Below are 18229 nucleotides of genomic sequence, written 5' to 3' on the forward strand. Positions count from 1 at the left end.
GTAACCCATAAAAGTAAGGCTGTCGCACGAAGATGATCTTCGGCGGCAGCCTTATTCGTACATCGGAGGTGAATGATGACCGAACAAAAGATTATGGACTTTGCACGTGCGGAATTTGAGTGGCTGCATGCGCATCCGGAACTTGCATACGAGGAATTCGAGACAACGGCGCGTCTGCGCACAGCGTTTGTGCGTGCGGGGATCCGTATACTCAACCTGCCGCTTAAAACAGGGCTTATTGCCGTGATCGGTACGGGAGAAAAGCCCATCGTCGCCCTGCGCACGGACCTTGACGCACTGCCCGTACACGAGGAGACGGAGCTGCCGTACGCCTCGCAGAGTGCAGGGAAAATGCACGCCTGCGGGCATGACTTCCATACGGCATCGGTGCTTGCGGCGGCACTTCTGCTGAAAGGCAAGGAAGCGGAGCTTGCGGGAACCGTCTATATCGTCTGTCAACCCGCCGAAGAGGCACCGGGAGGTGCCCGCACCATACTCGATACGGGTGCACTCAGAGATGTCATGGCAATCTTCGGCATTCATGCGCGTCCCATCTATCCTGTGGGGACACTCGGGCTGTGTACGGGCGGCATGATGGCGTCCGTGGATAAATTCGAGATCCTATTTCACGGTGTTGGGACGCATGCGGCACAGCCGGATCGCGGCTGTGATCCCATCGTCATGGCGGCGCAATTCGTAACGGCAGCACAGAGCATTGTTGCGCGCAACGTTAGTCCGCTGCGCCCTGGTGTTGTCAGCGTGACACACATCAATGCGGGGACGACGTGGAACGTCCTGCCCGAACGTGCGTGGATGGAGGGAACGATTCGTCTCTTTGATGCAGATGATCGTGCGCTTGTTAAGAAGCGCGTCGAGGCACTTGCCAACGGAATCGCCGCAGGATTTGGCGGACGTGCAGAGGTCGCGTGGACAGCCGGTCCGCCCGCCGTCGTGAATACGGAGCGGTGGAATGATCTTGCGCGTGACGCTGCGGCACAGGAGGAATTTGCCGTCGTGGATGCCGTGCCGTGGATGGCGGGAGAGGATTTTGCCTACTATCAGGAGTCGATGGAGAGCTGCTTTGCATTCGTCGGCACGGGGCTTGCCCCCGAGAACCATCATCCGAAGTTCGTGGTTGACCCTGCGGCAATCCCAATGACAGCACGCTATCTTGCGCGGATGGCGGAGGAAGCACTCAAGAAGCTGAAATAGCAAAGCCGCCCCCGTGCGACAAGGGGGCGGCTAGGATTATGGCATCTTAGCTTCCCCCGTCACAACGGGGGAAGTGGCGAGCGTAGCGAGCCGATAGGGGTGTTCGTACAACAAGCCCCTTCTGTTTCATTTCTTCGGCTTCAATCCAATCGTCAGTTCATTGACAATCGGTATCCGCTCCCCGATTTTCCGCACAATGATTGCTCCAAGCAGCGTCAGCAATAACGTTGCCGCATACATCGTGAGTGCGATCGGCGCAGTCACGACACGTCCGCTTCCGTGAATCGCCATCAGCAAATACGTAATCGCAATCGGATGTGCAAGGTAGATGAAGTACGAATGCTTTCCGAGGAGTTGAAACGCGCGTCCGAGGAGATTCTCTGTGCCCAGCCGCGTGAAGAACGCGAAGAGGGCGAGCGTCGCGCCAATCGTGTAGAGAATGCCGAGCGGTGAGAGCTGATGCGCCGTGTAGATGCCCTCAAGCGGTGTATATCCGTCTACAAGAAGCAGCTTGTAGTACCATGCGAGAAGTGCTGCGAGACTTGCAGCGCCAATTGCATAGAGCCGCCCCGTATGCCGCTCCATCCATGTATGGAACGTGTTCCAATGCAGAGCGATATAGCCGCCGAGCAGGAAGATAAAGACATAGTGCCCAACCCAGTAGTTGAGCCGGTAGAAGAGCAGCGCACGCAGCAGCGTTCCCTCGGGCAGACCATAGACGTAGAGGTTGAACGCAGTGTCAAAACTCGACCAGTAGTCAAATGCAATCTGCACGAGGAGAATCCCTGCGAGCAGCGGCAGTGTCATGCGTGCGAGAAGTCGACGCCAGAGCGGCATCAGCAGATAGAACCAGATCAGGATCACCATGAAGTAGAGCTGGTACTTTGCATTTCCGAAGAAGAGGATTCCCGGCAGCGAGACGAGCGGCGGAAAGCCAACGCCGTAGGCGTATGCGTCATGAATCAGATAGAAGAGCGACCACACGAGATAGGGGATCATGACCGCGCGCCCGCGCCGCACGAGAAACTCGCGATAGGAAAACGGTGCAGACGGCGACTGCCCGTAGAAGAGACCGAATGCAGAGATAAAGAAAAAAATCGGTACGGCAAAGCGCGTACCGATGTCAAAAAGCGCCACAAGATGAATGTTGGGCGATGGATTTGCGAGGTACTCCGCGCCGATGTGAATGCCGATCACGCCCATCATCGAGATGCCGCGCATCGCCTCGACGGCAGAGATTCGCCCCCGCTTACTCGATGACATAGGAAATGTTCACCGAAGCCTCGAACGAAAGCTCGCCCGCCGAGATCGGCGTTCCGGCATCGTATGCTTCCTTTGCCATCATCATCGGCATAAAATTGCGCGGTGCTGGGGACTGCGCGTCTGCATAGACATTCAGGATGCGTACAATCCGCACCCCAAGCGCACGAGCCACGGCATCTGCCTTGCTGCGTGCGTCACGCGCGGCATCGGCAAGCGCGGCGTCCTTTGCGGCACTCGGGTCGCTCGCCGAGAATTCGAGGGAGTCCACACGGTTCGCTCCGTTTGCAAGCGCGGCATCGATCACCTTGCCCACATTCGCAAGATTGCGTACCTTGACCACAATGGCATTCGTCACCGTATAGCCCGTCGTGACGCTGCGCCCGTTGTCCTTCACATCGTAGATCGGCGAGAAATCATAGCGCGTTGTCTGAATGTCACGTTCTGCAACACCAAGCGCCTTTACCGCCGCCTGCACGCGTGCCGCCTGCGCCGCATTGTCGCCGTGCGCCTTTGCCGCATCCTTTGCCTCCGTGATGACACCGAGCGTGATCTCAGCCATATCGGGGGCGATCTGAGCCGATCCGACGCCGTTCATCGTCAGCGTCGGCAGAGCTTCCTCGGCGGACGCAGTTCTCGTCGGAATGACAAGTGTGAGTGCGAGCAGAGCTGCGCATACGAGTGTGCCGAATGAAAAGCGTTTCATAAAAAACCTCCGTTCTTAACGAAAACCTGTGTCTATTATAGCATAGAGCGTGAAAAAATGGATTATGTGGAGGTAAAAGATTTATGCGCGCGAATATGCCAAGAAATTTGCGAAACAGATATGGATTTGCTAATATAGACACATATTGATTTGAAGCAACGAACGAGATGGGAGCACGACAATGCGCATATTGCTCGCGAACTTTACAAAGATGATCGGGGACAGCGGCGGACTTGCAAAGGTGAATGTCGCATTCGCCAATGAGACGGCGCGTCGCGGGCATACGGTGACGACGGTCTACAGCGATGACCGAGAGGGCGATTTCTTCTATCCGCTCGATGAACGTGTGACGGCGTATAATCTCCGCCATTTTCGTGGGGAGACGCATCTTTTTCCCGTGACCTATAAAATACGGCGCGAGATTCTGCGCGCATTCAGTCAGAAGCGTGGTCGCGCCGTCAATAATAATTTCACTGAGAACTATCTATTGCCTCATATACAAACGATTCTGGCGGAAACGAAGCCAGATATCATCATCGCCTTTCAGCCCGCCTCGGCAAAAAATCTTCTCTGTGATTTGGAGACGAAAATCCCTGTCATTACCATGTCGCATGGCGACCCCGAGGATTATTTTCACACCTATCCGACTGCCGAGCTGCCCGCACTTTCCAAGAGCGCCGTCTGTCAGGTTCTCCTGCCAAGTTTTGCCAAACACCTGAAGAACCGTCTGCCTGATGTGCGCGTCGAGGTCATCGGCAATGTTGTCCCTCAGTATAAGGAACAGGCAGATCTGACGTGCGAGAAGGATCTTTATAAAGTCGTCTTTGTCGGGCGCATGGTTCGGAATCACAAGCGCCCGCATCTGTTGATCGGGGCGTTTGCAAAGATTGCGGCGGAGTTTCCCGACTGGACACTCGAACTCTGGGGCGCGGAGGACAACAAGCGGTATCAGAAGGAACTGCAAAGGATAATTGACAGTGCGGGGCTTACGAAACGCATTTTATTCTGCGGGACAACAAAAAACGTGGCGTCTGTGCTCCAAAATGCAGATTTGTATACCATGCCAAGTGCCTACGAGGGCTTCGGACTCTCTCTTGCCGAGGGTATGAGTATGGGGCTTCCCGCCGTCGGCTACCAGAACTGTGTCGCGGTGAATGAACTCATCCACGATGGTGAGAACGGATTTCTCGCGGATGATGGCGTCGAACCTCTCGCAGAGAAGATGGCATTCCTCATGCGTGATCGTGATCTTCGCGTAAAGATGGGGATGGCGGCACGGGAGTCCATGCGTGTGTATGCACCTGAGAATATATGGGCGCAGTGGGAGGAACTGATGGAACGTGTCGTATCGCACAGATAAGAGCTGACGGGGAGGTATTGTGTGAAAGCAGTAATTTTGGCGGGTGGCTACGGCACGCGCATCTCGGAGGAGTCTCAATACAAACCAAAGCCCCTGATTGAGATTGGGGATATGCCGATTCTGTGGCATATCATGAAGAGCTTCTCTTCTTATGGGATCCACGAGTTCGTTATATGTGCGGGGTACAAGCAGAATATGGTGAAGGAATGGTTCAACAACTACTTTCTCCATACAAGCGATGTTCTGTTCGATTTGGAAAAGAAGCAGACGCATTTTTTACAAACGGGTGAGGAGCTATGGAAGGTTATTGTGGCAAATACCGGAAGGGACACGATGACCGGAGGGCGCATCAAGCGGATACAGAAATACGTTGGCGACGAGGCTTTCATGATGACATACGGGGATGCTGTATGTGATGTCAATATTGAAAAACTGCTTGCGTTCCATCAATCGCACGGGAAACTGGCGACGCTGACCTCTGTCATGCAGGAGCAGAGCAAGGGGGTTCTGGATATCGGCGGCAATAATACCGTGCGAGCCTTCCGCGAAAAATCGCAGCGGGACAGTGCCCCCATCAATGCGGGCTATATGGTGCTTGAGCCGCAGGTGTTCGATTATCTGACGGGGGACGACTGTGTCTTTGAACAGGAGCCGTTGGAACGCTTGGCGCGTGAGGAACAGCTCATGAGCTATCGCCATCACGGATTTTGGCAGTGCATGGATATGCTGCGCGAAAAGAATGAGTTGGATCGGCTGTGGGCGAGCGGGTGCGCTCCGTGGAAAGTGTGGGAATAACCTTTGACTTTTTGTCATTTTTCATGTAGAATGGATAACAGTTTTAGAATTGCATACGCATAAATGCGATGCAAAATAATCGAATATAAGGGAGAACGATACTATGTCAAAGGAAACGTTTGAGTTTCAAGCTGAGACAAAGCAGCTGCTGGATCTGATGATCCACTCGATTTACACGAACCGTGAGATTTTCCTGCGCGAGCTGATCTCGAATGCGTCGGATGCGATGGATAAGCTCCATTTCGAGAGCCTGACGAATCGCGATATGCTTGAGGGCAATGAGAACTATGAGATTTTCCTTGTTCCAGACAAGGAGAGCAAGACCCTGACGATTTCGGACAGCGGCATCGGTATGTCGCGTGCGGAGGTCGTAGAGAACATCGGCACGATTGCAAAGTCCGGGACGAAGGCGTTCATGGAGCAGCTTGCAAAGGCGAAGGAGGAAAGCGGCGGCACACCCGACAAGGAGCTGATCGGGCAGTTCGGCGTTGGTTTCTACTCGGCGTTTATGGTTGCGGAGCGCGTGACGATTGTGACGCGCCGTGCGGGCGAGCAGCAAGCGACGCGTTGGGAGTCGGCGGGCGACGGCAGCTACACGATTGAGGAGGCGGAGAAGGAGACGCGCGGCACGACGGTCACAATTCATCTCGCGAAGGAGTTCACGGAGGGCGAGACGGACTACACGGATCCGTTCACATTGGAGAGCCTCGTAAAGAAGTACTCGGACTATGTGCGCTATCCGATCCGCATGAATGTGACGACGGAGGAGATGCCGCGCGATGATGAGGGCAAGGTCATCGAGGGCGCAGAGAAGATCAAGAAGACGGAGCTGCGCACGCTGAACTCGATGCAGCCGCTCTGGACGCGTGCGAAGTCCGAAATCAAGCCAGAGGAGTACAACGATTTCTTCCGCGACCAGTTCCACGAGTGGGAAGCGCCGATGGAGGTGTTCCACACGAAGGCGGAGGGCACGGTAGAGTATACGGCACTCCTTGAGATTCCCGCGCGTGCGCCGTTCAATCTCTATCAGGCGGACTATGAGCCGGGCATTCAGCTCTACTCCCGCCACGTATTCATCATGGACAAGTGCAAAGATCTCCTGCCGGACTACCTGCGCTTTGTCAAGGGGCTTGTGGACTCGCCTGACCTCTCGCTGAACATCTCGCGCGAACTGCTGCAGCAGAGTCGCGAACTCAAGACGATCGGACGTGCGCTTGAGAAGAATGTCCTCAAGTCACTGGGCAAGAAGCTCGAGAAAAACCGTGAGGACTACGAGAAGTTCTGGAATGAATACGGTCGTATGCTCAAGATTGGCATCTACAACAGTATGTATTCCGGCCGTGATACGGTGGACAAGCTGAAGGATCTCCTGCTCTTCCACAGCTCGAAGGAGGGCGCGCTTGTCTCGCTCAAGGAGTACGTCGCGCGTATGCCCGAGAGCCAGAAGAGCATTTACTATGCGACGGCGAAGGATCAGGCGACGATTGAGCAGCTGCCGCAGATGGAGCAGCTGCGCGAGCGCGGGTTTGAGGTACTGTTCCTGCTCGATCCCGTGGATGAGTTCGCGATTGAGACGGTGCATGAGTACGAGGGGAAAAACTTCCACTCGATCAGCCGCGGTGATCTTGATCTCGGTGATGCGGAGAGCGAGGCGGCGAAGAAGGAAACCGAGGATATCGCGAAGGCGAACGACGATCTCATCAAGGACGTGAAGGAAGCCATCGGCGACAAGATTGCCGAGGTGAAGATTTCGCAGCGTCTGCGCTCAAGTGCCGTCTGTCTGGTTGCGGATGAGGCAGGGCCGTCGCTGTCGATGGAGCAGACCTTTGCCGAGATGAACAATCCGATGTTCAAGGCACGCCGTATCCTTGAGATCAACCCGCATCACGATCTCTTTGCGAAGCTCAAGGAGGTGCACGCGGCGGGCAAGGACAGCGAGGAGTTCAAGGATTACTGCGACCTGCTGTATACGCAGGCGCTCCTCATCGAGGGGATCCTGCCGGAGAATCCCGTCGCCTTTGCGCAGAAGCTCGCAAAGATGATGGCGAAATAAGGAGATGCTGTGGAAGTCGAACTCTTTTCGTCACAGTTCTTTGTGGCGCTCTTTTCGATCATTGTGCTTGATCTCGTACTCGCGGGGGACAATGCTGTCGTCATAGCGATGGCATCGAATCGACTGCCCGCGCACCTCCGAAAGCGTGCGATCTATGTCGGCACGGCGGGGGCGATTGTCATCCGTCTGATTATGACGTACTTCGCAGTGCAGCTGCTCTCCGTGCCCTACTTGCAGGCACTCGGAGGGCTGGTGCTGCTGCCGATTGCAGTGAAGCTGATGAAGCCGTCCGGCGGGGAGGAGCATATCGAGGCGGCGGAAACGTTTGCGGGAGCGGTCAAGACGATCATCATTGCCGATGCGGCAATGGGGATCGATAATGTGATTGCGATTGCGGGCGCGTCGCACGGCGACTTTCTGCTCGTCGTTCTGGGGCTCCTCATCAGTATCCCGATTGTGGTCGGCGGCAGTCAGCTGATCGGGACGCTGATGGAGAAATACCCCGTGCTCGTCGTGCTTGGCACTGCCATTCTCGGATGGACGGGCGGTACGATGATCGTACACGACCGTACGATTGGCAGCATGCTCCTGGAGGCTGCACCACAGGCGGCGTACCTCCTGCCCGCAGCACTCGCAGGTGCGGTGTGCGGCATCGGCGGCTATTTGCAGCGGAGAAAATAATATGGTCGGACTTGTGATTGTAACGCACAGTGCCGCACTTGCGCATGGTGTTGCAGAGACCTGCCGCATGATGGCAAAGGATGCGCGCATTGCAACGGCGGGCGGCTTGGAGGATGGCGGATTCGGGACGAGCTATGCGCGGATTGTCAAAGCAATCGACGCCGTGTACGGTGCGGACGGCGCCGTGATCCTCATGGATGCGGGCAGTTCGATTCTGACCGTGGAGACGATTGTAGAGGAAATGACCGCGCGCCGTCTGCGGATGGTGGACTGTCCCCTTGTCGAGGGGAGTGTCGTGGCTGCGATCACAGCGGTCTGTGGCGGCAGTCTCGACGAGGTTGTCCGGCGTGCAGAGGAAACGCGTGGTGCGGTCAAGATTGCCGATTGACAGAACGAATCCAGAGTGTTACAATAGCATACGAACGATGCTCTTTGAGGCGGGGTGCAAATCCCCACCGGCGGTACAGCCCGCAAGCCACTCGCGAGAGCGGCACGACTCGGTGAGATTCCGAGGCCGACAGTGAAGAAGGCAGTTGCCTTCACAGTCTGGATGAGAAAAGGCGCGTCTATGAAAGGAGTCCTGATAGCATTTTATCAGGGCGTTCTTGGGACGATTTATGTGCCGCCGGAGGAGGATTCTTCCGGCGGCTTTTTGTTTTGGCAAATTGTGTTGTGTTCGCGTGGAGCGCTAAATCAACCTGCCAAGACGGCATAGAACAGAACGGGATTGCTATGAATGACATTGACGAATCCTATATGCGCGAGGCGCTGCGGATTGCAGAGTATGCGCGCGGGCGCACTGCACCGAACCCTCTTGTGGGTGCGGTCATCGTGCGTGACGGCACGATCATTGCGAACGGGTGGCACCGCGCGGCAGGCGAGCCGCACGCGGAGATTCACGCGCTGCGGATGGCGGGCGAACTGGCACGCGGCGCGACGCTCTATGTGACGCTCGAACCATGCGCCCATCATGGGCGCACGGGACCCTGTGCCGAGGCGGTGATTGCGGCGGGCATTGCGCGTGTCGTCGTTGCACTCTGCGATCCAAATCCGCTCGTTGCAGGGCGGGGCATTGATCTGCTTGCAGCGGCGGGCATCGAGGTTGTAACGGGCGTGTGCGAGACAGAGGCGCGGCGGCAGAACGAGGTCTTCCTCAAGTGGGTGACGCAGAAACGCCCCTTTGTGACGCTCAAGACGGCGATGACGCTGGACGGCAAGATCGCAAGTTCTACGGGCGCGTCGCAGTGGATCACGGGAGCAGAGGCGCGTTTACGCGTGCACGAGTACCGCAACGAATACGATGCAATCTTGGTTGGGATCGGTACGGTGCTTGCGGATGATCCGAGCCTCACGACGCGTCTGCCCGACCGCACAGGGAAAAATCCCCTGCGCGTTGTGCTCGACAGTGAGGCACGCACGCCGCTCGATGCAAAGATTGTGACGGACGGCGCAGGACCGACACTCATCGCCGTGAGTGAGCGTGCCGACCAGCGGCGTGTGAATCTCCTTCGTGCGTGCGGCACAGAGGTCGTGATGCTCGGCACAGAGCGCGTGGATATCGCGGCTCTGCTCGACGATCTCGGCGCGAGAGAGATCACATCGCTCTTCGTTGAGGGCGGAGCCACGGTGAACTGGTCGCTGCTTGCGGGCGGCTATGTGGACAAGGTGCACGCCTTTATTGCGCCCATGCTGATGGGGGGCGCGTCGGCAAAAACGCCTGTGGGCGGCACGGGCTTTGACAGCCCGCAGACGGCGCTGCGTCTGCGTGACGTGACCGTCGAGCAGCTGGGCGCGGACATTCTCGTCACGGGTTATCCGTGTGCGACGGAGTGAGGAGGCGGAATGTTTACAGGAATCATTGAGGAGATCGGCACGTTCGGCGGACTTTCGGGCGGCACTATCGCGATTGGGGCAAAGCTCGTTCAATCGGACGCACACATCGGCGACAGCATCGCTGTTAACGGTATTTGTCTCACGGTGACACAGTTCGATGCGCACGGCTTTCGTGCGGCGGTCATGCCAGAGACTGTGCGGCGCACGTCGCTCGCAGGACTGACCCACGGTGCGCCGCTCAATCTTGAACGCGCACTGCTCCCGACAACGCGCCTCGGCGGACATTTTGTCAGCGGACACATTGACGGTGTGGGGGAGATCACGGAGATGCGCGAGGAGGGCAATGCGATTCTGATGACGGTTGCGGCAGGGGATGAGATCCTGCGCGGCATCGTCGAAAAGGGCTCGGTTGCGCTTGACGGCATCAGCCTCACGGTTGCGCGGGTCAGCACGACGGATTTCACCGTCAGCCTGATCCCGCACACGCGCATGGTGACAAATCTCGGTGCAAAGCGCGTCGGCAGTCCGCTCAACATCGAGACGGACATCCTCGGGAAATACGCGCTGAAACTGCTCGGCGGCGAAAATTCCGCCGTGAGGAGCACAGGGGTTACGCGGGACTTTCTTTTGAAAAATGGATTTTAGGAGAGATAGCATGTCAGATTTTGCAACGATTGAACAGGCAATCGAGGACATTAAGAGCGGTAAAATGCTCATCGTCGTGGACGATGAGGACAGGGAAAATGAAGGCGATATTATCGTCGCAGCTGAAAAGCTTACGCCCGAACATATCAACTTCATGGCGACCGAGGCACGCGGACTGATCTGCACGCCGATCATCGGCAGCCGTCTGGACGAACTTGCGATTGGGCAGATGGTAGAGAACAATACGGACAACCATGAGACGGCGTTCACGGTCAGCATCGACGCATACGATACGACGACGGGAATCTCGGCATTCGAGCGCTGCCATACGGTGAAGATGCTGATCGACCCGCAGGCAAAGCCCTCACATTTCCGCCGCCCGGGGCACATCTTCCCCCTGCGCACGGTCGAGGGCGGTGTTCTGCGCCGTGCCGGACACACGGAGGCGACCACGGATCTCGCGCGCATGGCGGGGCTCTTTCCTGCGGGAATGTGCTGCGAGATCATGGCGGACGACGGTCACATGATGCGTACGCCTGAGCTCAAGGCGTTTGCAAAAAAGCACGGGCTGAACATCATTACGATTGCGGATCTCATCGAGTTTCGCAAGCATACGGAGACGTTTGTTCATCGCATTTCGGATGTGGATTTTCCAAGCAAATACGGACATTTCCGCCTGATTGCCTACGAGAACACCCTCAACAGCCGCTGTGATCTCGCCGTGGTGAAGGGTGATGTGCGCGGCAAGGAGAATGTGCTCGTGCGTGTGCACTCGGAGTGCCTGACGGGCGATGCACTCGGCTCGATGCGCTGCGACTGCGGCGATCAGCTTGCGGCGGCGATGCGGCAGATCGAGGCGGAGGGCGAGGGTGTCGTCCTCTACGTGCGGCAGGAGGGGCGCGGCATCGGGCTTGCGAACAAGATGCGCGCGTACGCCCTGCAGGATCAGGGGCGCGATACGGTCGAGGCGAACGTCGAGCTCGGCTTTGCACCGGATCTCCGCGACTACGGTCTTGGCGCACAGATTCTCGCTGACCTTGGGCTTTCGACGATCCGCCTCATGACGAACAACCCCGCGAAGCGTGCGGGACTGGAGGGCTATGGGTTGAAGATTGTCGAGCGCGTGCCGATTGTCATGAGCACACATGATTTTGACCGCAAGTATATGACGGTCAAGAAGGAAAAGATGGGGCATATCCTCAGCGATGAGGAATTGGGAGGAAACTGACATGGCGAACATCATCGAAGGATATATCAGCGGCAAGGGACTGAAATTCGGCATCGTCGCGGCGCGTTTCAACGAGTTTATTGTGAGCAAGCTGGTTGGCGGTGCACTCGATACGCTGCACCGCCATGAGACGGCGGACAGTGACATCGACGTGGCATGGGTGCCGGGGGCATTCGAGATCCCGCTTGCGGCGAAGAAGATGGCGGCGAGCGGGAAATATGACGCTGTTCTCTGCCTCGGTGCGGTCATTCGCGGCTCGACGACGCACTACGATTACGTCTGCAGCGAGGTGTCGAAGGGCGTGGCACAGGTTGGACTCCAGACGGGAGTGCCGGCGATCTTCGGCGTCGTGACGACGGAGAACATCGAGCAGGCGATTGAGCGCGCGGGCACGAAGGCGGGCAACAAGGGCGCAGATGCGGCGATGGCGGCGATGGAGATGGCAAGTCTCCTTGGAAAGCTGTGAGCAAATGAAGATTGGAATACTCAGCGATACGCACGGACATGAGGGCGCATGGGTGCGTGCGTGTGAGAAGTTCTTCACGGGCGCGGATCTGATTCTCCATGCGGGCGATGTTGCCTATCATGGACCACGCAATCCGATGAAGGCGGACTACAATCCGATGGGGCTGATCGAGCGCATCAATGGATCGGAGATTCCCGTCATCATCGCCAAGGGCAACTGCGACTCCGACGTGGACGCGAGCTGCCTCGAAGTCCCGCTTATGTCCCCCTACGCCTACGTCGTGTGGGAGGGACGGCGCATCATTATCACGCACGGCGATGCCGTCATGACGGACGCGGAAAAGGATCAGGCGGCGAAGCATCTAAAGGCAGATCTCTTTATCAGCGGTCATGTGCATATCAATGTCCTTGAAAAAAGAGGGGACACCGTGTTCCTCAACCCCGGCTCCGCCGCACTCTCGAAGCGTCCTGACGGGCGCAACACCGTTGCCGTCCTTGAGGATGGGACAATTCGAATTTTTGACATAGATACGGGCGATGTTCTGCACGAACTAGCCCTTGATTGGTAAGGAAACTATGGATCAACTCATTAAGGCAACGGCGGCGAACGGGCAGCTGCGTGCATTCGCGGCTGTGACAACGGAGGCTGTCGCCGAGGCGATGCGGCGCCATGACTGTTATCCCGTCGCGGCGGCGGCACTCGGGCGCACGATGACGGGGGCACTCCTTCTCGCCGCAAATCTCAAGAACAAAGAATCCGTCATGATCAAATTCAAGGGCGACGGTCCTCTTGGTACGGTGACGGCAGACGCGACGGCAGAGGGCTCTGTGCGCGGCTATGTCGACCATCCGCACGTCAATCTCCCACTGAATGCGCTCGGTAAGATCGACGTGGGCGGCGGTATTGGCGCGGGGATTCTCTCGGTCACACGCTTCACGGGGCTGAAGGAACCCGTGACGGGCAGTGTGGATATCACGAACGGAGAGGTGGCGGAGGATCTCATCAACTATCTCTACGCCTCCGAGCAGACGCCTTCGTCCATCGGGCTTGGTGTGCTCGTCAGCCCTGCGCTGGAATGTCTCGGCGCGGGCGGTTTTTTCCTCCAGCCACTGCCGGGTGCAGCCAATGAGGTGATCGACTGCCTTGAGGCGAATCTGAAGGGAATCTCCTCCGTTTCGCGTATGGTGGAGGAGGGCTTGGATGCTGCGGGCATCATTGGGAGGATTCTCGGCGGGTTCGATGATGTGAAAATTCTTTCGACCACCGATCTCGCCTTTCGCTGCAACTGCTCAAAGAACTACATTACCGACCGGCTGCTGACGCTCGGCGAGGAGGATTTGCGTGCCCTGCGCGATGACGGAACGGCAGAGGTGAAATGCCACTTCTGCAACGAGGCGTATACCTTTGACCGTGAGGATCTGAGCGTGATCTACAACGTCGCGCAGAAGATGCGCGATATGCGTGCGCATGGGCAGCTGTGAGAAAGCGTGTGCGCGTTGTGCGGGAACAGAGTACCGTGTTGGACGGGATTCCCGCGCGGATTTGCTATAAGAATATCAAGAACCTCTACCTTCGCGTCCGTGACGGACACATTGAGCTGAGTGTGCCGCAGCGGACGGCGCAGAGGGATATGGAGAATTTCGTCCGCCGCAGACGTGCATGGATTGACGAGCGTCTGCGGCTTTTGCGCGTGCGTGCAGAACGACCTGTGTGCACGTATGCGGAGGGCGAGCAGATACGGCTCTGGGGGGTGGAATACCCTCTCGTGCACCGCTCTTCTTCAGGCAGAAAAGCTTATGCCGAGTGCGTGGGCGGTGCAGTCATCCTCCACATTTCCGAGGGGGCAGACGAAACGCAGCGACACGCGGCAATCGAGGCACTCTACCGTACGGAGCTTGCGGCTGCCATCGAGCGCGAAGCACCTGTATGCGAGGCAACCGTCGGCAAACGTGCCGCTCTCTGGCGCATTCGCGCGATGAAGACGCGCTGGGGCAGCTGCAATGTTCGCACAGCTGCGATCACACTCAATCTTCAACTCGTGCAGTACGATGTGCGCGCTCTTCGCTACGTCATCACACATGAACTCACGCATCTTTGGGTGCGCGGGCATGATGCACGTTTTTATGCGCGTATGGACAGATATTTTCCAGGGTGGCAGGAGATGCGGCGAGAGCTGAATGAAAGAAATGAAAATGACGACAAATGAATGAAAATGAACGTATATGAAAACGTATGTTGAATTTGGATTTGGGTTATGATAGAATAAAAAATGACAAATGAGCAGAAAGGAGTAATTATGGCGCAGGCAATGGTTAGCTTCCGCATGGATGCGGAATTGAAAAAAACAACAGAAGAGATCTGCAAAGGGATGGGACTTACGTTGACATCGGCATTTACGATGTTTGCGGCAAAGGTGTCACAGGAAAGGGCTATCCCGTTTAAGGTGGGGCTGCCCCCAGTCGATCCATTCCATTCAGAGGAAAATTTATCGCATATTGAGCACTCGCTTGACCAGCTTGACCGTGGAGAAGGCATTGAAATGTCCATGCAAGAATTGGAGGAATTTATGAATGCTGCTCAATAGCACGTTCATACTGTCACCCGAGGCGAAAGCGGATTTGGAGTACTGGAAGAGCGTCCCGGCACCGAAAACGATGGAACGTATCATGAGATTGATTCGGGATACGATGGAAAACGGCTACAGGGGGATTGGACGACCCGAGCCGTTGAAGGAAAAGCGCTATCGTGGCTGTTGGAGCAAACGCATCGACAAAGAACACCGGTTTATCTTTCGCATTCAAAATAATACCTTGGAGATTGTTTCCTGTCGAACGCACTATGAAAAATAACGAGGGAATCTCTGATTATATGGAGTTCGTCAAGATGGCGTGGCTGAATTTATCAGCGATTCCCTAAGATGGGCTCGTATATAGACAATGAAACGAGGATACTGCAACGTGCAGTATCCTCGTTTGTGTTGGTTCAACATATTATTCTTACTTCGCTGCGCCGACCTTCTCCGCCTCCTCGACGACGATGAGGCGGCCTGTGTGTACGTCGTAGACATAGCCGTGGATCACGATGGCAGCGGGAACGAGCGGGTGCGTCCGCAGGCGGCGTACGTCGCGCACAAGGTTCTCCTCAAGCGTACCACTGATCGGCATAAAGTCGATGTAGTGCGCCTCCGTTGGGTCGATCCCATGCACATGGGCATCCGATGCGAAGAGTTCCCGCGCCTCCTCGTTTGTAAAGCCCATCATTCCGCAGTGTGTGTGCTGGATGATGAACCATTCTCTCGTTCCGAGCATCTTGTAGGAGATGAGGAGGGAACGAATGACATCATCCGTGACACGTCCGCCCGCATTGCGGATCACGTGCGCATCGCCTTTTGCAAGCCCCGCGAATTTCGCGGGATCGAGACGGCAGTCCATACAGGTGACAATGGCGATATTTCGCGCTGGATGGTGCGACAGGCTCCCCTTGTCGCCGAACTCCTCGACGTACAGTGCATTTGCCGCATGGATCGCTTTTACATTCTTGTCCATTCAATCATCCCTTCCTTATCTATAGAAAAAACCGCCCGAACTGCCGGACGGCTTTCTCTATGCACTTGCTTACACGGCACGCTCGACGTTGCCGGAACGCAGGCAGCGCGTGCATACATTGACGTGTTTGACCTCACCCTTCACAAGGGCGCGGACACGCTGAATATTCGGCTTCCACTTGCGTTTCGTCTTTACATGAGAGTGGCTCACATTGTTGCCGCTCATCGGCCCCTTGCCGCAGACCTCGCATACACTTGCCATTGCTACACCTCCTCAACGCGCACTTCACTCAAGCTGCGCGCAATACCGTGCTATTATACTATGATTCCCTCCATTAGGCAAGACACTACGAAAAATTTTCTATAGAATCGCATATAGCTATGAACAGATAGAAGGATTTTATCAATGAAAGATGAAAAACATTCAAGTTTTTCTTGATATTTGGAAAAAAAGTAGTATTATGTTTATAGAAGGAAAAATGTTTTTTACGGGGTGTGGTTATTTGTTTCACAGGGCTGTGCGGACAGCCTGAGAAAAGGGGGAGGATTCAGATGATTACATTGCTGGGAAAAACGCGGCAGATCAATCGTCTGCTCCAGCGCTCGGAGAGTGTTGAGTACGATGGGATCTCGCGCGTGTTGAGCAATGTCCTTGAGGCGAATGTCTATATTACCGATGAGGGCGGAAAAATTTGCGGATATGCCCTTTTTGATGATGACGATGACCTCATGATGAACGAAGTGATCGAGCTTGGACAGTTCCCGCGGAAATATGTCGACTGGCTCAATCGACTGGAGGAGACGCATGCCAATATCCGTGTGGATACGGATGGTGCGTCCTACGAAAAGGAGATGGCGGAGCTGTTCCGCGAGCAGAACATCGTCATCACGCCGATCTACGGTCCACGACGCAGACTGGGAACCCTCGTCGTGGCAAGCGGCAAGAAAGAGTTCGGGGATCCTGACCTCCTGCTCTCAGAGTATGGCGCGACTGTCGTTGGTATGGAGATGCTGCGTGATGCGGCGCAGAAGAGCGAGGTCGAGGCGCGTCAGCGCGAAGCCGTTCGCATTGCCGTGGAGACGCTCTCATACTCCGAGCGCAAGGCAGCGCATGCAATTCTGCAGGAACTGGCGAGCCAAGGTAAGTTCGAGGGAAGACTTATCGCATCGCGCATCGCCGACGAGGCGAAGATCACGCGCTCGGTCATTGTCAACGCGCTGCGCAAGTTCGAGTCCGCAGGTGTCATCGAGTCGAAGTCGCTCGGCATGAAGGGGACGTTCGTGCGCGTCACGAATTCCTATCTCATGGAGAAGCTGCCGGAACTTGAGGAATACGCTGCCGATGTCCAGTGGGCAAATCTCGGCAGCGGTGTCAATCTTTGACAAAGCGCTCATATTATAGCGCAAATAAAAGATGTTGACAAGCGGTTCAAAATCTCATATAATTGCCTTCGTGAGTGTGCGGCGGATACCCCCGCGGGTGTTCCGCCGCCGTTCATGAGTTTGGCGCGTTGGTCAAGTGGTTAAGACACCGCCCTTTCACGGCGGCTTCACGGGTTCGAATCCCGTACGCGTCACCAATATACGGCCCGGTAGTTTAGTTGGTTAGAATGCCGCCCTGTCACGGCGGAGGTCGTGGGTTCAAGTCCCATCCGGGTCGCCATTTTTCCTTTTGCCTCGGTAGCTCAGTTGGTAGAGCAGGGGACTGAAAATCCCCGTGTCAGTGGTTCGATTCCGCTCTGAGGCACCACCTTGTCGTTTGATCTCCAGTACAGCAGTGCACTGGGGATTTTTTTGTAGAGTCATTTCATCGATCCAAAGGAGCTTTTGCCGTGGAATATTTCTCTCAGATTTTTCTTTCGTTCATTGCCTCGTGGGGGTATGTCGCCGTCGCTGTGCTCATGGCGGCAGAAAACGCCTGCATACCGATCCCGAGCGAGCTGATCCTCGGCTTTGCGGGCTATCTCGTCTTTGCGGGACACATGTCGTTCGAGGGTGCTCTGCTCGCGGGCATGGTCGGCGGACTTCTTGGCTCCATCTTTGCTTATGAAGTCGGCGCACGCGGCGGGCGCCCGTTCGTGGATCAATACGGGAAATATTTTTTCATCAAGAAATCCCATGTCGATACAGCGCAGGATTGGTTTGATCGCTATGGACTCAAGGCGGTGTTCTTCAGCCGTATGCTGCCCGTCGTACGCACGTTCATCTCGCTGCCGGCGGGGTTTGCACGCGTCGATAAGAAGCGCTTTTTCACCTACACCATCGCAGGCTCTCTCCCGTGGACGGCGATGATTCTCTATGCGGGGCTAATGCTCGGAGAGAATTGGACGGATCTCATGGAGTACGGGCATGAGGCAAGCCTTATCTTTGTCGTATGTTCTGTCATCGCGATCGTCTATTTCTATCTCAAGTGGAAGAAGAAAAAGAAGCGTCATTTGCGCTGAGC

At 56.1% G+C, this 18229-nt stretch carries 21 protein-coding genes, 3 tRNA genes and 1 riboswitch; of the genes, 20 read left to right on the forward strand and 4 right to left on the reverse strand.

Annotated features, from left to right (window positions below):
- Positions 1 to 72 precede the first annotated feature (72 nt).
- Positions 73 to 1212 (forward strand): amidohydrolase, encoded by a 1140-nt coding sequence (locus tag C8273_RS04130; protein WP_106626510.1) that lies wholly within the window; start codon positions 73 to 75, stop codon positions 1210 to 1212.
- Between the two features lie 126 nt (positions 1213 to 1338).
- On the opposite strand, the gene C8273_RS04135 is transcribed toward C8273_RS04130, so the two are convergent.
- Both C8273_RS04135 and C8273_RS04140 read right to left on the reverse strand, forming a co-directional pair.
- Entirely contained in the window at positions 1339 to 2475 is a 1137-nt protein-coding gene (locus tag C8273_RS04135; protein WP_106626511.1) for an acyltransferase, read from the reverse strand.
- Positions 2462 to 3178 carry an SIMPL domain-containing protein gene (locus C8273_RS04140; RefSeq protein WP_106626512.1) on the reverse strand — a complete coding sequence of 239 codons (717 nt, stop codon included), beginning with the start codon at positions 3176 to 3178 and terminating at the stop codon, positions 2462 to 2464. The genes C8273_RS04135 and C8273_RS04140 overlap by 14 nt, the downstream gene beginning before the upstream one ends.
- Positions 3179 to 3359: 181 nt before the next feature.
- On the opposite strand from C8273_RS04140, the gene C8273_RS04145 reads away from it, so the two are divergent.
- The 14 genes from C8273_RS04145 (at position 3360) to C8273_RS04210 (ending at position 15088) form a co-directional block, all read left to right on the forward strand.
- The gene (locus C8273_RS04145) at positions 3360 to 4538 is read left to right on the forward strand and encodes a glycosyltransferase (RefSeq protein WP_106626513.1); all 1179 of its coding nucleotides are present in this window, start codon (positions 3360 to 3362) and stop codon (positions 4536 to 4538) included.
- Between the two features lie 21 nt (positions 4539 to 4559).
- Entirely contained in the window at positions 4560 to 5333 is a 774-nt protein-coding gene (gene rfbF, locus C8273_RS04150) for a glucose-1-phosphate cytidylyltransferase (RefSeq protein WP_106626514.1), read from the forward strand.
- A gap of 103 nt (positions 5334 to 5436) precedes the next feature.
- On the forward strand, positions 5437 to 7386 hold the full coding sequence (gene htpG, locus C8273_RS04155; RefSeq protein WP_106626515.1) for a molecular chaperone HtpG: 1950 nt from the start codon (positions 5437 to 5439) through the stop codon (positions 7384 to 7386).
- A 9-nt stretch (positions 7387 to 7395) separates the two neighbouring features.
- The gene (locus C8273_RS04160; protein WP_106626516.1) at positions 7396 to 8067 is read left to right on the forward strand and encodes a TerC family protein; all 672 of its coding nucleotides are present in this window, start codon (positions 7396 to 7398) and stop codon (positions 8065 to 8067) included.
- Between the two features lies 1 nt (position 8068).
- Entirely contained in the window at positions 8069 to 8455 is a 387-nt protein-coding gene (gene dhaM, locus C8273_RS04165; RefSeq protein WP_106626517.1) for a dihydroxyacetone kinase phosphoryl donor subunit DhaM, read from the forward strand.
- A 37-nt stretch (positions 8456 to 8492) separates the two neighbouring features.
- Positions 8493 to 8633, forward strand: a riboswitch (FMN riboswitch).
- A gap of 166 nt (positions 8634 to 8799) precedes the next feature.
- The gene (gene ribD / locus C8273_RS04170) at positions 8800 to 9900 is read left to right on the forward strand and encodes a bifunctional diaminohydroxyphosphoribosylaminopyrimidine deaminase/5-amino-6-(5-phosphoribosylamino)uracil reductase RibD (protein ID WP_106626518.1); all 1101 of its coding nucleotides are present in this window, start codon (positions 8800 to 8802) and stop codon (positions 9898 to 9900) included.
- Between the two features lie 9 nt (positions 9901 to 9909).
- The gene (locus C8273_RS04175) at positions 9910 to 10545 is read left to right on the forward strand and encodes a riboflavin synthase (RefSeq protein ID WP_106626519.1); all 636 of its coding nucleotides are present in this window, start codon (positions 9910 to 9912) and stop codon (positions 10543 to 10545) included.
- Between the two features lie 10 nt (positions 10546 to 10555).
- On the forward strand, positions 10556 to 11773 hold the full coding sequence (locus C8273_RS04180) for a bifunctional 3,4-dihydroxy-2-butanone-4-phosphate synthase/GTP cyclohydrolase II (RefSeq protein WP_106626520.1): 1218 nt from the start codon (positions 10556 to 10558) through the stop codon (positions 11771 to 11773).
- 1 nt (position 11774) lies between these two features.
- Entirely contained in the window at positions 11775 to 12239 is a 465-nt protein-coding gene (gene ribH / locus C8273_RS04185; RefSeq protein ID WP_106626521.1) for a 6,7-dimethyl-8-ribityllumazine synthase, read from the forward strand.
- A 4-nt stretch (positions 12240 to 12243) separates the two neighbouring features.
- Positions 12244 to 12807, forward strand: coding sequence for a phosphodiesterase (yfcE, locus tag C8273_RS04190; protein ID WP_106626522.1), 564 nt, complete (start codon positions 12244 to 12246; stop codon positions 12805 to 12807).
- A 7-nt stretch (positions 12808 to 12814) separates the two neighbouring features.
- The gene (gene hslO, locus C8273_RS04195; RefSeq protein WP_106626523.1) at positions 12815 to 13720 is read left to right on the forward strand and encodes an Hsp33 family molecular chaperone HslO; all 906 of its coding nucleotides are present in this window, start codon (positions 12815 to 12817) and stop codon (positions 13718 to 13720) included.
- Positions 13717 to 14445, forward strand: a complete 729-nt coding sequence (locus C8273_RS04200) for a M48 family metallopeptidase (RefSeq protein WP_106626524.1) — start codon at positions 13717 to 13719, stop codon at positions 14443 to 14445. Before hslO ends, C8273_RS04200 begins: the two co-directional genes overlap by 4 nt.
- A 90-nt stretch (positions 14446 to 14535) precedes the next feature.
- Complete coding sequence (locus tag C8273_RS04205; RefSeq protein ID WP_106626525.1) at positions 14536 to 14823, forward strand: type II toxin-antitoxin system RelB/DinJ family antitoxin; 288 nt, start codon at positions 14536 to 14538, stop codon at positions 14821 to 14823.
- Positions 14810 to 15088 carry a Txe/YoeB family addiction module toxin gene (locus C8273_RS04210; protein ID WP_106626526.1) on the forward strand — a complete coding sequence of 93 codons (279 nt, stop codon included), beginning with the start codon at positions 14810 to 14812 and terminating at the stop codon, positions 15086 to 15088. The genes C8273_RS04205 and C8273_RS04210 overlap by 14 nt, the downstream gene beginning before the upstream one ends.
- A gap of 147 nt (positions 15089 to 15235) precedes the next feature.
- Here C8273_RS04210 and C8273_RS04215 read toward each other — a convergent pair whose 3' ends face one another.
- Both C8273_RS04215 and rpmB read right to left on the reverse strand, forming a co-directional pair.
- Positions 15236 to 15784, reverse strand: a complete 549-nt coding sequence (locus C8273_RS04215) for a beta-class carbonic anhydrase (RefSeq protein WP_106626527.1) — start codon at positions 15782 to 15784, stop codon at positions 15236 to 15238.
- Between the two features lie 69 nt (positions 15785 to 15853).
- Positions 15854 to 16045 carry a 50S ribosomal protein L28 gene (gene rpmB, locus C8273_RS04220; protein WP_006307492.1) on the reverse strand — a complete coding sequence of 64 codons (192 nt, stop codon included), beginning with the start codon at positions 16043 to 16045 and terminating at the stop codon, positions 15854 to 15856.
- Positions 16046 to 16335: 290 nt separating this feature from the next.
- Here rpmB and codY point away from each other — a divergent pair, with 290 nt between their 5' ends.
- From codY to C8273_RS04245, 5 genes are all read left to right on the forward strand, one after another.
- The gene (gene codY, locus C8273_RS04225) at positions 16336 to 17166 is read left to right on the forward strand and encodes a GTP-sensing pleiotropic transcriptional regulator CodY (RefSeq protein WP_106626528.1); all 831 of its coding nucleotides are present in this window, start codon (positions 16336 to 16338) and stop codon (positions 17164 to 17166) included.
- Between the two features lie 122 nt (positions 17167 to 17288).
- Positions 17289 to 17363, forward strand: a tRNA-Glu gene (locus C8273_RS04230).
- 6 nt (positions 17364 to 17369) lie between these two features.
- Positions 17370 to 17446, forward strand: a tRNA-Asp gene (locus tag C8273_RS04235).
- 11 nt (positions 17447 to 17457) lie between these two features.
- Positions 17458 to 17533: transfer RNA gene (locus C8273_RS04240), tRNA-Phe, on the forward strand.
- Positions 17534 to 17615: 82 nt separating this feature from the next.
- On the forward strand, positions 17616 to 18227 hold the full coding sequence (locus tag C8273_RS04245) for a DedA family protein (RefSeq protein ID WP_106626529.1): 612 nt from the start codon (positions 17616 to 17618) through the stop codon (positions 18225 to 18227).
- Positions 18228 to 18229: the final 2 nt, after the last annotated feature.

The organism is Candidatus Centipeda massiliensis, from assembly GCF_900290285.1.
Classification (GTDB): Bacteria; Bacillota; Negativicutes; order Selenomonadales; family Selenomonadaceae; genus Centipeda; species Centipeda massiliensis.

Coding starts and splice junctions, on each gene's coding strand:
- C8273_RS04130 (WP_106626510.1), top strand. CDS start 73: ATGATGACCGAACAAAAGATTATGGACTTTGCACGTGCGGAATTTGAG.
- C8273_RS04135 (WP_106626511.1), bottom strand. CDS start 2,475: ATGTCATCGAGTAAGCGGGGGCGAATCTCTGCCGTCGAGGCGATGCGC.
- C8273_RS04140 (WP_106626512.1), bottom strand. CDS start 3,178: ATGAAACGCTTTTCATTCGGCACACTCGTATGCGCAGCTCTGCTCGCA.
- C8273_RS04145 (WP_106626513.1), top strand. CDS start 3,360: ATGCGCATATTGCTCGCGAACTTTACAAAGATGATCGGGGACAGCGGC.
- htpG (WP_106626515.1), top strand. CDS start 5,437: ATGTCAAAGGAAACGTTTGAGTTTCAAGCTGAGACAAAGCAGCTGCTG.
- dhaM (WP_106626517.1), top strand. CDS start 8,069: ATGGTCGGACTTGTGATTGTAACGCACAGTGCCGCACTTGCGCATGGT.
- ribD (WP_106626518.1), top strand. CDS start 8,800: ATGAATGACATTGACGAATCCTATATGCGCGAGGCGCTGCGGATTGCA.
- C8273_RS04175 (WP_106626519.1), top strand. CDS start 9,910: ATGTTTACAGGAATCATTGAGGAGATCGGCACGTTCGGCGGACTTTCG.
- C8273_RS04180 (WP_106626520.1), top strand. CDS start 10,556: ATGTCAGATTTTGCAACGATTGAACAGGCAATCGAGGACATTAAGAGC.
- ribH (WP_106626521.1), top strand. CDS start 11,775: ATGGCGAACATCATCGAAGGATATATCAGCGGCAAGGGACTGAAATTC.
- yfcE (WP_106626522.1), top strand. CDS start 12,244: ATGAAGATTGGAATACTCAGCGATACGCACGGACATGAGGGCGCATGG.
- hslO (WP_106626523.1), top strand. CDS start 12,815: ATGGATCAACTCATTAAGGCAACGGCGGCGAACGGGCAGCTGCGTGCA.
- C8273_RS04205 (WP_106626525.1), top strand. CDS start 14,536: ATGGCGCAGGCAATGGTTAGCTTCCGCATGGATGCGGAATTGAAAAAA.
- C8273_RS04210 (WP_106626526.1), top strand. CDS start 14,810: ATGCTGCTCAATAGCACGTTCATACTGTCACCCGAGGCGAAAGCGGAT.
- C8273_RS04215 (WP_106626527.1), bottom strand. CDS start 15,784: ATGGACAAGAATGTAAAAGCGATCCATGCGGCAAATGCACTGTACGTC.
- rpmB (WP_006307492.1), bottom strand. CDS start 16,045: ATGGCAAGTGTATGCGAGGTCTGCGGCAAGGGGCCGATGAGCGGCAAC.
- codY (WP_106626528.1), top strand. CDS start 16,336: ATGATTACATTGCTGGGAAAAACGCGGCAGATCAATCGTCTGCTCCAG.